Source organism: Streptomyces sp. NPDC041108 (genome assembly GCF_055592645.1).
In genome coordinates this window covers 23,672-36,871 of sequence record NZ_JBVIYK010000027.1, presented here as the reverse complement: position 1 = coordinate 36,871, position 13,200 = coordinate 23,672, and the positions used below count along the sequence as shown (strand labels likewise).

At 72.3% G+C, this 13,200-nt stretch carries 12 protein-coding genes and 1 pseudogene; 11 read left to right on the top strand and 2 right to left on the bottom strand.

Translation table 11 applies throughout. The features are described 5' to 3' along the window. The gene (locus ACZ6BB_RS39455; protein ID WP_471619922.1) at positions 1 to 609 is read right to left on the bottom strand and encodes a dihydrofolate reductase family protein; all 609 of its coding nucleotides are present in this window, start codon (positions 607 to 609) and stop codon (positions 1 to 3) included. 21 nt (positions 610 to 630) lie between these two features. Continuing rightward, a complete protein-coding gene (locus tag ACZ6BB_RS39450) occupies positions 631 to 1,881 on the bottom strand; it encodes an MFS transporter (protein ID WP_471619921.1) in 1,251 nt (416 codons plus the stop codon). 185 nt (positions 1,882 to 2,066) lie between these two features. Between ACZ6BB_RS39450 and ACZ6BB_RS39445 the strand changes: the two genes are divergently transcribed. From ACZ6BB_RS39445 to ACZ6BB_RS39395, 11 genes and pseudogenes are all read left to right on the top strand, one after another. Then, positions 2,067 to 2,660: a TIGR03086 family metal-binding protein gene (locus ACZ6BB_RS39445; protein ID WP_471619920.1), complete on the top strand. Its 594-nt coding sequence runs from the start codon at positions 2,067 to 2,069 to the stop codon at positions 2,658 to 2,660. 239 nt (positions 2,661 to 2,899) lie between these two features. Beyond that, positions 2,900 to 3,649, top strand: coding sequence for an MBL fold metallo-hydrolase (locus ACZ6BB_RS39440; protein WP_471619919.1), 750 nt, complete (start codon positions 2,900 to 2,902; stop codon positions 3,647 to 3,649). Positions 3,650 to 3,814: 165 nt separating this feature from the next. Further along, positions 3,815 to 4,498 (top strand): GntR family transcriptional regulator, encoded by a 684-nt coding sequence (locus tag ACZ6BB_RS39435; RefSeq protein WP_471619918.1) that lies wholly within the window; start codon positions 3,815 to 3,817, stop codon positions 4,496 to 4,498. Between the two features lie 93 nt (positions 4,499 to 4,591). Continuing rightward, the gene (locus ACZ6BB_RS39430; RefSeq protein WP_471619917.1) at positions 4,592 to 5,503 is read left to right on the top strand and encodes a dihydrodipicolinate synthase family protein; all 912 of its coding nucleotides are present in this window, start codon (positions 4,592 to 4,594) and stop codon (positions 5,501 to 5,503) included. After that, a complete protein-coding gene (araD, locus tag ACZ6BB_RS39425; protein WP_471619916.1) occupies positions 5,500 to 7,239 on the top strand; it encodes an L-arabinonate dehydratase in 1,740 nt (579 codons plus the stop codon). The genes ACZ6BB_RS39430 and araD overlap by 4 nt, the downstream gene beginning before the upstream one ends. Before the next feature lie 197 nt (positions 7,240 to 7,436). Next, positions 7,437 to 8,381: a carbohydrate ABC transporter permease gene (locus ACZ6BB_RS39420; protein WP_471619915.1), complete on the top strand. Its 945-nt coding sequence runs from the start codon at positions 7,437 to 7,439 to the stop codon at positions 8,379 to 8,381. After that, entirely contained in the window at positions 8,378 to 9,280 is a 903-nt protein-coding gene (locus tag ACZ6BB_RS39415; protein WP_471619914.1) for a carbohydrate ABC transporter permease, read from the top strand. Before ACZ6BB_RS39420 ends, ACZ6BB_RS39415 begins: the two co-directional genes overlap by 4 nt. Before the next feature lie 59 nt (positions 9,281 to 9,339). Next, positions 9,340 to 9,591, top strand: a pseudogene (locus ACZ6BB_RS39410) (pectate lyase); the annotation flags it as partial. Further along, the gene (locus tag ACZ6BB_RS39405) at positions 9,588 to 10,778 is read left to right on the top strand and encodes a Gfo/Idh/MocA family protein (RefSeq protein WP_471619913.1); all 1,191 of its coding nucleotides are present in this window, start codon (positions 9,588 to 9,590) and stop codon (positions 10,776 to 10,778) included. The pseudogene ACZ6BB_RS39410 and the gene ACZ6BB_RS39405, both read left to right, overlap by 4 nt. After that, a complete protein-coding gene (locus ACZ6BB_RS39400; protein ID WP_471619912.1) occupies positions 10,775 to 11,620 on the top strand; it encodes a DUF6807 domain-containing protein in 846 nt (281 codons plus the stop codon). The genes ACZ6BB_RS39405 and ACZ6BB_RS39400 overlap by 4 nt, the downstream gene beginning before the upstream one ends. Then, a complete protein-coding gene (locus ACZ6BB_RS39395) occupies positions 11,617 to 13,200 on the top strand; it encodes a glycoside hydrolase family 43 protein (protein ID WP_471619911.1) in 1,584 nt (527 codons plus the stop codon). Before ACZ6BB_RS39400 ends, ACZ6BB_RS39395 begins: the two co-directional genes overlap by 4 nt.

The window sequence follows — 13,200 nt, the reverse complement described above, 5'->3', positions numbered from 1 at the left end:
TCAGGGCAGCACGCGGTAGGTCACGTGGGTGACCAGGCTCGCCGGACGCGATGCCACCTGCTCCAGCCGCAGCGCAGGGACGCCCTCGAAGAGACGGGTGCCGGCACCGAGGGTGAGCGGGGCGATGTGCAGGCGCACCTCGTCGATCAGACCGGCGGTGAGGTACTGGTTGACGGTGGTCGCGCCGCCGAGGACGGTGACGTCCGCGTCGCCGGCCGCCGCGCGGGCCCGCGCCAGCGCCGGGGCGATGCCGTCCGTGACGAAGTGGTAGGTGGTGCCGCCGTCCATCGGCCGGGGCTCGCGGGCGTGGTGCGTGAGCACGAACACCGGTGCGTGGAAGGGCGGGTCGTCGCCCCACCAGCCGTTCCACGGCCGGTCCCACCCGCCGCGCACAGGGCCGAACATGTTGCGCCCCATGACGAACGCGCCGGCGGTGTTCAGCCGGTCGATCTCGGCCCGGTTCTCCTCCGGAGTGTCGAACATCCACGCGTGCAGCCCGCCGCCCGACCCGTCACCCCCGTCGTCGCCGAACGGGCGTTCCTCGCTCTGGCCGAGCCCGGCCGAGTAACCGTCGACCGAGACCGTGATGTCGCAGATGACTTCGCCCATGTCTCCAGGGTCTCCCATCGTTCAGCGATGACGCAGCAGCCAGGCCGCTGTCACGAGCAGGAGCGCGCCCACGGCCGGCAGCAGTACCGGGAGGCCGGCCACGGCGACCAGGCCCGCGCCCAGGGCCATGCCCAGCACGGTCGGAGCGAAGAGAAGGGTGTGGGCCGTGGCCGCGGTGCGGCCCAGCCGATCGGGTGGGGTCTCGCGCTGGACCGCGGTGAGCGCGGCGGTCAGGACGCAGGGGAGGCCGACGCCGATCGCCGCACTCGCGGCCAGGGTGATGACGTCGTCCGGGACGGTGCGGGCCGCCACCGCCGCTCCCGTCAGGGCGATGCCGTGGGCCGCGAAGGTGACCGCGCCGAGGCGCCGCAGGAGGGGGCCCGTGGCCAGGCCGACGGCGACCGAGCCGGCGCCCTGGGCGAGGAAGAGGAGGCCGGTGTAGGCGGGGGAGTGGCCCAGAGCCTCCACCACCGCGTGGATCAGGGCGCCGTTCACCCCGGAGAGCAGCATCGTCGTGCCGCCGGCCAGCACCAGAGGGCGCAGGCGGGGGTCGGTGAGGAGGTGGCGGGCGCCTTCGGCCGTGCGGGCGTACAGGCCCCGGGCGGGCCCTGCGCAGGGGGCGGGCCGTGTCCCTCGCTCCCGCACCAGCCCGTACAGCCCCGCCGCCGCGAGGAACGTCGCCGCGTCCAGCAGCGCCACCGCCGCCCCGCCGTACGCCGCGTACAGACCGGCTCCCGCCAGGGGCGCCACCAGTTTCATGCTCTCGTTGGCCGTCATGCGCAGACCGTTGAAGTCGCCGAGGAGGGCGGTGTCGACGGTGCCGGCGACCAGGGCCGCCTCGACCGCGTCGCCGACGACGCCTGCCGCGCCGTGGACGAGGAGCACCGCGTAGAGGAGCCACAGGTCGCCCGGGGTGTCCACCGTCGGGAGGGTGAGGAGGAGCGCGGCCGGGACCAGCTGGACGGCGATGAGGAGGGGGCGGCGGCGGGGGCGGTCCGCGAGGGTGCCCAGGAGGGGGCCGACGAGGAGCGGGGCCCACAGGGCGAGCGTGCACAGCGCGGCCAGCGCGTTCGAGCCGGTGAGGTCCTTGACCCAGACGCCCGCCACCAGCCACATCGCGGACGAGCCGAGGCCCGAGACCACCACCCCCGCGAGATACGGCCCCGCGTCGCGGTCCCCCAGAACGCGGGCGGCCCGCCATGTCGTACGGGGTGGGGATGCGGGCGTGGGCGCGGGTTCGGGATCGGGTGTGGGTTCGGGTGTGGAGGTCATGTCCGGTGATCGTGGTGCTGAGGCCCCGCCGCGGGGATCGGGCAGATGCCCTGGAAATCGTCGCCGGGAGGGGTGGGGGCGGTGCGAGCGATGAGTTCTCGGGGCGCCGGGGGTCTACCGACATGAGGACACGGAACAGACGCAGCACGCCGACGCACCTTCGAGACGCACCCCAGGAGCTCCGCATGACCGACCAGGTACCGGCCCCTCTCGACCTCGCCCCGCAGGCCCGCGTCGTCGCCCGTCTCGCCCGAGGCGTCCGCGACGATCAGCTGTCCGACCGCACCCCGTGCCCGGAGTACGCGGTGCGCCACGTCCTCGGGCATCTGCTCGGACTGGCCGTCGCCTTCCGGGACGCGGGCCACAAGGAGCCGGGTCCCACGACGGACACCGATCCGCAGGCTTCGCTGCCCGACATCGGGCCGGGCTGGCGCGAGGCGCTGCCGCAGGTCCTCGACGAACTCGCCGAGGCATGGCGGGACCCGGCCGCGTGGACCGGGGAGACCCGGGCGGGCGGGGTGTCCCTGCCGGGTGAGATCGCCGGAGCGGTGGCGGCGGACGAGCTGGTCGTACACGGCTGGGACCTCGCGCGGGCGACCGGCCAGGCGTACGAACCCGACCCCGCCGCCCTCACCGCGACACACGCCTTCCTCGCCGCCTCGGCCGACGACCCGGCGCGCGGCGAGATCTTCGGCCCCGTGCAACCCGTACCGGAGGAGGCGCCGCTCCTGGACCGAGCGATCGGCCTGAGCGGACGCGACCCGCTCTGGAAGCCGTAGGCCGCGCGGTGGGGGCGGCACCGGGCGGGGCACCGGCGACGGAGAGCCGCCCCACCCCCGTCGACCCCACCGGCTGCGGCCCGGCGGCCACCGCGCAGGCTCCCGGCGAGGAGGGGCGCGGGCGGACCGCGAGGCGAGACACCCGGGGCGGCGCCGCCCCCGCCCCTTTCATGGGCGCATCCAGGACAGAACCCGCGAAACGCGGCGCGCGCCCCCCGCCGCTCCGTACGCTCCCCGACATGCCCCTGAGTCTCACCGTCCTCGGCACCGCCTCTCCGTATCCCCGCCCGGGCCGGCCCGCCTCCGGGTATCTGCTGCGTGGCGGGGGCGCCGAGATATGGGTGGACGCGGGGTTCGGTACGTTCGCCGAGTTGCAGCGGCACACGGATCCCACCCGGCTCACGGCGATCTGGATCTCCCATCTGCACGCGGACCACAGCGCGGACCTGGCGGCCGCGCTGTACGGCTTCGCGTACGGCGGCCTCACCCTCCCCGCGCCGCTGCCCGTGTACGCGCCCGACGGCTGCGCGCAGCGCCTCGCCGGATCCCTGGGGCGGCTGGACACGGCCTTCCTGAACAGCGTCTTCGACTTCCGCCCCCTGTACGACGGTCACAGCGTGCGGCACTGGAATCTCACCCTCACCGCCCGTGCCGTCGTCCACGACGTGGAGTCGTACGGGCTGCGCGCCGAGTGTCAGGGGCGGGTCTTCGCGTACTCGGGGGACAGCGGTCCGTGCGAGGCACTGAGCCGACTCGCCGGTGGCGCGGACCTGTTCCTGTGCGAGGCGGATGTCGACACCCATCGCGAAGGTGAACCCCGGGTGCATCTCACGCCGGAGGAGGCCGGGGCGTACGCGAAGAGCGCGAGCCGGCTGCTGATCACCCATGTGGGGCCCACGCTGTCCCGGGAGGGGGCGACCGGCCGGGCGGCCGTGGTCTTCGGCGGGCCCACCGAGAGCGCGCGCGAGGGCGACACCAGGACCGTGTGATTTCAAGATCATGTGACGGCGGGCACATCTTCTTCCGTCGGAAGCATTGACGAAACATCACGCCTCTCCCTACCTTCAACGCGTCGTACTTCGTACGTCATATATGAGACGCGATACGTGAGATCCCATACCTGAGATCCCGCACGTGAGAACCGAGAGGCGCGCATGACCTCTGTGCCCACGCCGATCCCGTCCCGCACGCAGTTCGTGCTGGAGGGGATCAAGCACCGCATCCTCACCGGGCAGTTGACGCCCGGTCAGGCCCTGGTCGAGACCGAGCTGGCCGCGCAGTTCGGGGTGTCCAAGACACCTGTGCGCGAGGCGCTCAAGACGCTGGCCGGGACCGGGCTCGTCGTGATGAGTCAGTACAAGGGCGTCACGGTGCGCATGGTGGACGCGGACATGGCGCGCGAGGTCTATGACGTACGGCTGCTCCTGGAGCCGGAGGCCCTGCGGCGCTCGGTGCGCCGCGGCGCACCGTGGGACGCGGCGAGCGACGCGCTGACCAGGGCCGACGAGGCCACGGACACCGCCGAACGGTCGCTGGCCAACCGGGAGTTCCACCGTGCCCTGTACGTGCCGTGCGGCAACCCGCTGCTCGGCCGGATGCTCGACGAGGTGCGCGACCAGGCCGCCCTGGTGTCGGCCGTGGCCTGGGCCTCCGACCCCTCCTGGGAACGGGAGGCCGCCGAGCACCGGGAGATCCTGCGGCTCGCCCTCGACGGCGACGCCGACGGCGCGGCCGCCGCCCTGCACGCCCACATCGCCTCGTTCGTCGAACGGGCCTTCCCCGGGGCGCGGGAGGACGAGCAGGCCCACCAGCCCCGGCGGCCGCAGCAGGCCCGGTAAGCCCGCGAGTCCACGAGGCACGGCGAACCCGCACGAGGCGGCTGACCCGTCGGCCTCCGCAGTCCTCCAGCTCCTCGCAGAGGAAGGTCATCCATGAGCAGCGTGACGTTCGAGACCCAACGGGCGGCCCTGGCCGACGTGGTGGCGATCCCGGTGACTCCGTTCGCCGAGGACGGCACCGTCGACCAGGGTGCCCACCGGGCCCTGTTGCGCAGGCTGCTCGACGGAGGGATCACCACCCTCACCCCCAACGGAAACACCGGCGAGTTCTACGCCCTGACCCCCGAAGAGCGCCGTCTGGTCACCGAGCTGACGATGGACGAGGCCGGGGACCGGGCCGTGATCCTGGTCGGGGTCGGCCACGACGTGCCCACCGCCGTCGCCTCCGCCGAGCACGCCCGCGAGCTCGGGGCGCAGATGGTGATGGTCCACCAGCCGGTGCACCCGTACGTGTCGCAGGACGGCTGGGTCGACTACCACCGGGCGATCGCCGAGGCCGTGCCCGAACTGGGCGTCGTGCCCTACATCCGCAACGCGCAGCTCACCGGCGAACGGCTCGCCCGGCTCGCCGACACCTGCTCCAACGTGGTCGGGGTCAAGTACGCCGTCCCGGACGCCGCCCGGTTCGCGGCCTTCGCCCGCGACGCCGGCCTGGAACGCTTCGTCTGGGTGGCCGGGCTCGCCGAGCCGTACGCGCCCTCCTACTTCTCGGCCGGCGCCACCGGCTTCACGTCGGGCCTGGTGAACGTCGCCCCGGCCGTCTCGCTGAACATGATCGAGGCGCTTCGGGCCGGTGACTTCCCGGGTGCCATGAAGATCTGGGAGCAGATCCGGCGCTTCGAGGAGCTGCGCGCCGCCAACGGCTCCGCCAACAACGTCACCGTCGTCAAGGAGGCCCTCGCCTCCCTCGGCCTGTGCCGCCGCGACGTCCGGGCCCCCAGCAGGCACCTGCCCGAGGACGAACGCGCCGAGGTCGCCGCCATCGCCGCCGGGTGGTCGATATGAAGCACGAGCAGCGCACGAAGAGGCCGGAGGAACTCCGGAGCCACCAGTGGTACGGCACGGACGGGCTGCGCTCCTTCAGCCACCGCGCCCGCACCCGTCAGCTCGGCTACCTCCCCGAGGAGCACCTCGGCAAGCCGGTCATCGCGATCCTCAACACCTGGTCCGACATCAATCCCTGTCATGTACACCTCCGGGATCGTGCCCAGGCGGTCAAGCGGGGTGTGTGGCAGGCGGGCGGCTTCCCGCTGGAGTTCCCGGTCTCGACCCTCTCCGAGACCTTCCAGAAGCCGACCCCCATGCTCTACCGCAACATGCTCGCGATGGAGACGGAGGAGCTGCTGCGCTCCTACCCGGTCGACGGAGCCGTGCTGATGGGCGGCTGCGACAAGTCGACCCCCGCGCTGCTGATGGGCGCGGCGAGCGTCGACCTCCCGGCCGTCTTCGTGCCCGCCGGGCCGATGCTGCCGGGCCACTGGCGCAACGAGGTCCTCGGCTCCGGCACCGACATGTGGAAGTACTGGGACGACAAGCGCGCCGGGCTCATCGGCGACTGCGAGATGACCGAACTGGAGTCCGGTCTCGCGCGCTCGCCGGGCCACTGCATGACGATGGGCACGGCCTCCACGCTCACCGCCGCCGCCGAGGCGCTCGGCGTCACGGTGCCGGGCGCGTCCAGCATCCCGGCCGTCGACTCGGGCCACGACCGGATGGCGGCCGCCGCCGGCCTCAGGATCGTCGAACTGGTCCACCGGGACCGGAAGCTGAACGACATCCTCACCGCGGACGCGTTCGAGGACGCCGTCACCACCGTCCTCGGGCTCGGCGGCTCAACCAACGCCGTCATCCACCTCATCGCCATGGCCGGCCGCGCGGGCGTCAAACTCACCCTCGACGACTTCGACCGTGTCGCCCGAACCGTGCCGGTGCTCGCCAACGTCCGGCCCGGCGGCCGGACGTACCTGATGGAGGACTTCCACTTCGCGGGCGGCCTGCCCGGGTTCCTGTCCCGGATCACCGACCTGCTGCACCTGGACCGGCCGACCGTCTCGTACGACACGATGCGCGAACAGCTCGACGGCGCGCTCGTGCACGACGACGACGTGATCCGCACCCGGGACAACCCGGTCGCCACCGAGGGCGGCGTCGCCGTACTGCGCGGCAACCTCTGCCCGGACGGCGCGGTCATCAAGCACATCTCCGCCGAACCGCGCCTGCTCAGGCACACCGGACCGGCGGTCGTGTTCGACGACTACCGGACGATGCAGCGCACGATCAACGACCCGTCGCTCGGCATCACCGCCGACAGCGTGCTGGTACTGCGCAACTCCGGCCCCAAGGGCGGACCGGGCATGCCCGAGTACGGGATGCTGCCCCTCCCCGACCACCTGCTGAAGCAGGGCGTACGGGACATGGTGCGGATCTCCGACGCCCGGATGAGCGGCACCAGTTACGGCGCCTGCGTGCTGCACGTGGCACCGGAGTCGTACGTCGGCGGACCCCTCGCCCTGGTCCGCACCGGCGACTCGATCACCCTCGACGTCGAAGCCCGGACCCTGCGACTCGACGTGGACGACGAGGAGCTGGAGCGCCGCCGGGCGGACTGGACCCCGCCGCCGACCCGCTACGAACGCGGCTACGGCGCCCTCTACAACGACCAGATCACCCAGGCCGACACCGGCTGCGACTTCGAGTTCCTGGCCAGACCGGGCAAGGTCCCGGACCCCTACGCGGGCTGAGCGCCCTGCAGGGGCGCGGGGAACCGCGCGACTAGCCACAACGCACCCGCACCCGCACCCGCCGACGCACCACATGTGGCACCCCGTACCGCGCGATCAAGTACATCCATGCCCAGCGAGAAAGCGCTTCCTGCCCCACGACGCCCCACTGACGCATCACGACGCACCACGACGCACCCAGAAACGGAGCCCCAGTCATGGCCCAAGCCGCAGCCGTGGCGAAACCGCCCGCGCCACCCCGGCGGAGCCGTGCGCGCCGTGCCTCCGCGACCCCGCGCAGGCTGCCCTACCTGCTGATCGCCCCGGCCGCCCTGCTCATGCTGGGCTTCATCGCCTACCCGGTCATCAGCGTCTTCTACTACAGCCTGCAGCACTACAACCCCACCAAGCCCTGGCGGAACGGCTTCGCCGGCTTCGACAACTTCGTCCACGCCTTCACCGAGGACCCCCTCTTCTGGGACACCCTCGTCTTCAGCGCCAAGTGGGTGGTCGTCGAGGTCTCGCTGCAGCTGCTGTTCGGTCTGGCGCTCGCCCTCATCGTCAACCAGACCTTCGTCGGCCGGGCCGTCGGCCGGGCGATGGTCTTCTCGCCCTGGGCCGTCTCCGGCGTGCTCACCTCCGCGATCTGGGTGCTCCTCTACAACTCCCAGACGGGCATCACCCGTTACCTCGCGGACATGGGCATCGGCGAGTACGGCACCAGCTGGCTCTCCGACACCTCCACCGTCTTCTCGGCCGCGGTCGTCGCCGACCTGTGGCGCGGTGTCCCCTTCTTCGCGATCCTCATCCTCGCCGACCTCCAGTCCGTCTCGAAGGACCTGTACGAGGCCGCCGAGGTCGACGGCGCCGGCCGCGTCCGGCAGTTCCTGCACATCACGCTGCCGCACCTGAAGGACGCGATCATCCTCTCCACGCTGCTGCGCGCGGTGTGGGAGTTCAACAACGTCGACCTCCTGTACACCCTGACCGGCGGCGGACCGGCGGGGGAGACCACGACACTCCCCCTCTACATCGCCAACACCTCGGTCGACGCCCACAACTTCGGCTACGCGTCCGCCCTGACCACGGTCGCGTTCGTGATCCTGCTCTTCTGCTCGATGGTCTATCTGCGGCTCAGCAAGTTCGGAGGCGAGTCCAAGTGATCACCAAGGACGTCGAGAAGGTCGCCCCGGTGCGGCCCGCGCCCGCGGCCGAGGAGCCCCCGCAGCGCCCGCACAAGGTCCGCCGCGCCTGGGACGAGGTCCCGCGCTGGCAGATCTACCTGCCCCTGTCGATCTACCTCGTGTTCACCCTGGTCCCCTTCTACTGGATCCTGCTCTTCGCGCTGCGCAAGCCCGGCTCGACCTCGCTCGTGCCCTGGCCGATGACGTTCGAGCACTTCGAGAAGGTGTGGAACGAGCGCAGCTTCGGGGTCTACTTCCACAACAGCGTGCTCGTCGGTGTCGTCACCCTGCTGATGACCACGCTCGTCGCCCTCGCCGGCGGCTACGCCCTCGCCCGCTTCGACTTCAGGATCAAGCGCGGGTTCATGCTGGCGCTGCTGTGCTCCCAGTTCGTCCCGGGGGCGCTGCTCCTGGTCCCGCTGTTCCAGATCTTCGCCGAGCTGCGGATGATCAACTCGCTCGGCAGTGTCATCCTCGCCGAGACGGTCTTCCAGCTGCCGCTGTCGATCATTCTGATCAGCAACTTCATCAAGAACGTGCCGTACACGCTGGAGGAAGCGGCCTGGGTGGACGGCTGCAACCGGTTCACCGCGTTCCGGGTGGTCGTGCTGCCGCTGCTGCGGCCCGGCCTGATCGCGGTCGGCTCCTTCGCCTTCGTGCACTCCTGGAACCACTTCCTGTTCGCCCTGATGTTCCTCAGCAACCAGGACAAGCAGACGATCCCGGTCGGCCTCAACACCCTGCTCAGCGCGGACAGCGTCGACCTGGGCGCACTGGCGGCCGGCGGCATCATCGCCGCCGTCCCGGTGGTCATCGTCTTCGCCTTCATCCAGAAGTGGCTGATCACAGGTTTCAGCGCCGGGGCGGTGAAGGGATGACCCTACGCCGGAGAGCGGTTCGGCTCATGGCCCTCGCGGGGGTGCTGGGCGCCACGCTCACCACCCCCGGCCATGTCGAGGCCGCCGACCTGGTCAAGAGCTGGAACGGCACCGCCCTGCACCGGACGGGCACCCTCTTCAACGGCTGTCCGGTGGATCTCCTGGCCATCTACAACGCCTACGACTCGGGCAGCGAGCGTGATCTCACGGCCGACGTCGGCTGGACGCCTACCCTGCACCAAAAGATCGACAGCGCCGGGAGGGCCGACCGAGAGGTGGCCCGCGGCGCGGGCGCAGGGAGGATTCGATGACCCCGATGAACCGTGACCACACCGCCTACGACACCCCGCTGCCGCTGGTCCTCGCCGGTGCCCGGGGCCACGGCCGCTGGCACCTGGAGAACATCCGGCGGCTGCAGGACAAGGGGATCGTCCGGCTCGCCGGGATCTGCGAGCTGACCCCGCTGGGCGCGGACGAGATCCCGGACGGCCTCGGCACACCCGAGCAGTCCGCCGACTTCGGGGCGCTCCTCGACTCCACGGGCGCCGCGATCGCGGTGATCTGCACCCCGATCCCGACCCACACCGACCTGGCGCTGACGGCGGCCCGGCGAGGGGTGCACGTCCTGCTGGAGAAGCCGCCCGCCCCGTCGTACGCCGAGTTCCGCCGGATGGCGGACGGGGTCGCGGACGCCGGCACGGTCTGCCAGATCGGCTTCCAGTCGCTGGGCTCGCACGCCCTGCCCGCGATCCGGCGGATGATCGCGGACGGCCTGATCGGCGAGGTCGTCGGTATCGGCGGAGCCGGCGCCTGGGCGCGCGCCGAGGCGTACTACCGCCGCGCGCCCTGGGCCGGCAAGCGGCGCATGAACGGCGTGGACGTGATCGACGGGGCGCTCACCAACCCCCTCGCGCACGCCGTCGCCACCGGGCTCGCGCTCGCCGGCGCCGACCGTGCCGAGGACGTCACCGCCATCGAGACCGAACTGCTGCGCGCCAACGACATCGAGTCCGACGACACGTCCTGCGTGCGGGTCACCACCGCCGACGGCGGCCGGATCACCGTCGCCGCCACGCTGTGCGCGCAGGACCCGGGCGAGCCGTACAACGTCGTCCACGGCACCAGCGGCCGCATCACCTTCTGGTACAAGCAGGACCGCGTACTGGTCCAGCGGGCCGGCCGCGGCCCGGAGGAGATCGAGTTCGGCCGCACGGACCTGCTGGAGAACCTCGTCGACCACCTCGTCGACGGCACCGAGCTGCTGGCCCCGCCGGCGGTGACCGGCGCGTTCATGAGGGTCGTCGAGGCGATCCGGCTCGCCCCGGACCCGATCGCCCTCCCGGCCGGTGCCTGGCACCGGCTGCCCGACGAGGACCGCCGGGTCGTCGACGGCATCGACGCTCTGGTCGCGGCCGCCGCCGACAACCTCGCCCTCTACTCCGAACTCGGCGCCCCCTGGGCGCTCCTGGCACCACCGGCGAAAGAGGTGAGCACATGATGACCGACGGGTCCCTGGTCCTGCGGGTGGCGGGCCGTCCGGTGGGCCGCTACCTCACCCGGCCCGAACTCCCTCAGCGGCACTCGCCCCGCCCCTATCTGCACCCCGTCACCACCCTGTCCGGTACGGCGGTCACCGAGCTGAGCCCCGCCGACCACCTCCACCACCTCGGCGTCGGTGTCGCCGTTCCCGACGTCGAGGGGCACAACTTCTGGGGCGGACGGACCTACGTCCGTGACCGGGGCCCGACCGAACTCGCCAACCACGGCTCCCAGCGCCACACCTCCTTCCATCTGCGGGACCCCGACGGCTTCGTCGAGGAACTGCGCTGGGTGGCCTCCTCCCGGGAGCTGCTGCGCGAGCGCCGTACGGTCGCGGCCACCGAACTCACCGCATCCGCCTGGGCGCTGGACTTCACCTTCTCCCTCACCAACATCACCGACGCCCCGGTGTCCATCGGCAGCCCCGCCACCAACGGGCGCCCCGGCGCCGCGTACGGCGGGTTCTTCTGGCGGGCCCGCAAGGAAGCCGCCGCGCCCCGCGTCTTCACCGCCGACACGGAGGGCGAGCCGGCGGTCCACGGGCGCCGCGCCGACTGGGTCGCCCTGGCCGGCGGCAACTGGACGCTCGTCTTCACGGGGGCCACCGACACCACGCGGCGCGATCCGTGGTTCGTCCGCGCCGAGGAGTACCCGGGAGTCGGGTCCTCCCTCGCCCACACCGAGCGGCTGCCGATCGGGCCGGGCGAGACCGCGGTACGCCGGATCGTCACCGTCGTCGCCGACGGCACCCTCGACCGGGACGAGGCCGCGGCCCTCGTCCGTAAGGCGGTGAAGGCGTGAGCGACACGACCACCGCCACCGGAGCCGTCACCGCGCCCGCCTTCTCCGCCGACCGGGGAGACGGCACCTACCGCAACCCCGTCCTCGACGCCGACTGGTCCGACCCCGACGTCCTGTGCGTGGGCGACGACTTCTATCTGACGGCCTCCAGCTTCGGCCGGGCACCGGGTCTTCCCCTGCTCCACTCCCGGGACCTCGTCAACTGGACGCTCGTCGGCCACGCGCTCGAACTCCTGGAGCCGGCCTGCGAGTTCAGGGCTCCGCGCCACGACTGCGGGGTGTGGGCGCCCTCGCTGCGGCACTTCGACGACCGGTTCTGGATCTTCTGGGGCGACCCGGACCAGGGCGTCTTCCAGGTCAACGCCCCTGGGATCAGGGGCCCCTGGACCCGCCCGCACCTGGTCAAGGAGGGCAAGGGGCTGATCGACCCCTGTCCGCTGTGGGACGAGGAGACGGGCGAGGCGTACCTCGTGCATGCCTGGGCCAAGTCACGCTCGGGGATCAAGAACCGGCTCACCGGGCACCGCATGCGGCCCGACGGGACCGGGCTGCTCGACGAGGGCAAGGTCGTCGTCGACGCGGACCGGCTCCCCGGCTGGTTCACCCTGGAGGGACCCAAGCTCTACCGGCACGACGGCTGGTACTGGATCTTCGCCCCCGCCGGGGGCGTGGAGACCGGCTGGCAGGGCGTCTTCCGCTCCCGCGAGTTCTTCGGCCCGTACGAGGAGCACATCGCCCTGGAGCAGAAGGACACCGAGGTCAACGGGCCGCACCAGGGCGGCTGGGTGCGCACGGCGGCCGGCGAGGACTGGTTCCTGCACTTCCAGCAGCGGGGCGCGTACGGCAGGGTCGTCCACCTCCAGCCTCTGCGCTGGGGCCGCGCGGACGGCTGGCCGGTGATCGGTGACGACGGCGCCCCGGTCGCCGTCCACCGCAAGCCGGCGCTGCCGGCGCAGCCGCCGGCCGCGCCCGCGACCGACGACGACTTCCCCGGCGGCCGCTTCGGACGCCAGTGGCAGTGGACCGCGAACCCCCAGGACGGCTGGGCCACCCAGCACTCCGGGGACGGGCTGCGGCTCACGTGCGTGCGCTCCGTGCACACGCACGACCTGCGGAAACTGGCGAATGTGCTCACACAGCGGCTGCCGGGGATCCCGGCCTCCATCGAGGTCGAACTGAGGCTCGACAGCGGGGAACCGGGGGCGCGGGCCGGGCTTGCCGTGCTGGGGGACGCGTTCCGCTGGATCGGACTCCAGCGGGAGGCCGACGGGAGCGTGCGGCTCGTCCACCGGTTCGCCGAGACCGTCGCCGAGGGGGAGCGGGACGCCGCCCGTCCGCGCCCGGCGCCCGGAGGACGGGCCCGGCTGCGGATCGAGACCGCCGCCGGGGCACGCTGCCGCTTCTCCTACGACGTGGGGGAGGGGTGGGAGTCCTCGGGACAGGTCTTCGCCGCCACCCCCTGGCGCTGGGTCGGCGCCCTGCTCGGCCTCTTCGCGGTCGCGCCCACCGCCGGGGGACACGCCGGAGCGGCCACGTTCACCCGGTTCCGGATCACCGCCGCGCGCGCCACACCCGCCTGA

Excerpts from the sequence above, each read along its gene's own strand:
- ACZ6BB_RS39455 (WP_471619922.1), bottom strand. The coding sequence starts at position 609 with ATGGGCGAAGTCATCTGCGACATCACGGTCTCGGTCGACGGTTACTCG.
- ACZ6BB_RS39450 (WP_471619921.1), bottom strand. The coding sequence starts at position 1,881 with ATGACCTCCACACCCGAACCCACACCCGATCCCGAACCCGCGCCCACG.
- ACZ6BB_RS39445 (WP_471619920.1), top strand. The coding sequence starts at position 2,067 with ATGACCGACCAGGTACCGGCCCCTCTCGACCTCGCCCCGCAGGCCCGC.
- ACZ6BB_RS39440 (WP_471619919.1), top strand. The coding sequence starts at position 2,900 with ATGCCCCTGAGTCTCACCGTCCTCGGCACCGCCTCTCCGTATCCCCGC.
- ACZ6BB_RS39435 (WP_471619918.1), top strand. The coding sequence starts at position 3,815 with ATGACCTCTGTGCCCACGCCGATCCCGTCCCGCACGCAGTTCGTGCTG.
- ACZ6BB_RS39430 (WP_471619917.1), top strand. The coding sequence starts at position 4,592 with ATGAGCAGCGTGACGTTCGAGACCCAACGGGCGGCCCTGGCCGACGTG.
- araD (WP_471619916.1), top strand. The coding sequence starts at position 5,500 with ATGAAGCACGAGCAGCGCACGAAGAGGCCGGAGGAACTCCGGAGCCAC.
- ACZ6BB_RS39420 (WP_471619915.1), top strand. The coding sequence starts at position 7,437 with ATGGCCCAAGCCGCAGCCGTGGCGAAACCGCCCGCGCCACCCCGGCGG.
- ACZ6BB_RS39405 (WP_471619913.1), top strand. The coding sequence starts at position 9,588 with ATGACCCCGATGAACCGTGACCACACCGCCTACGACACCCCGCTGCCG.
- ACZ6BB_RS39400 (WP_471619912.1), top strand. The coding sequence starts at position 10,775 with ATGATGACCGACGGGTCCCTGGTCCTGCGGGTGGCGGGCCGTCCGGTG.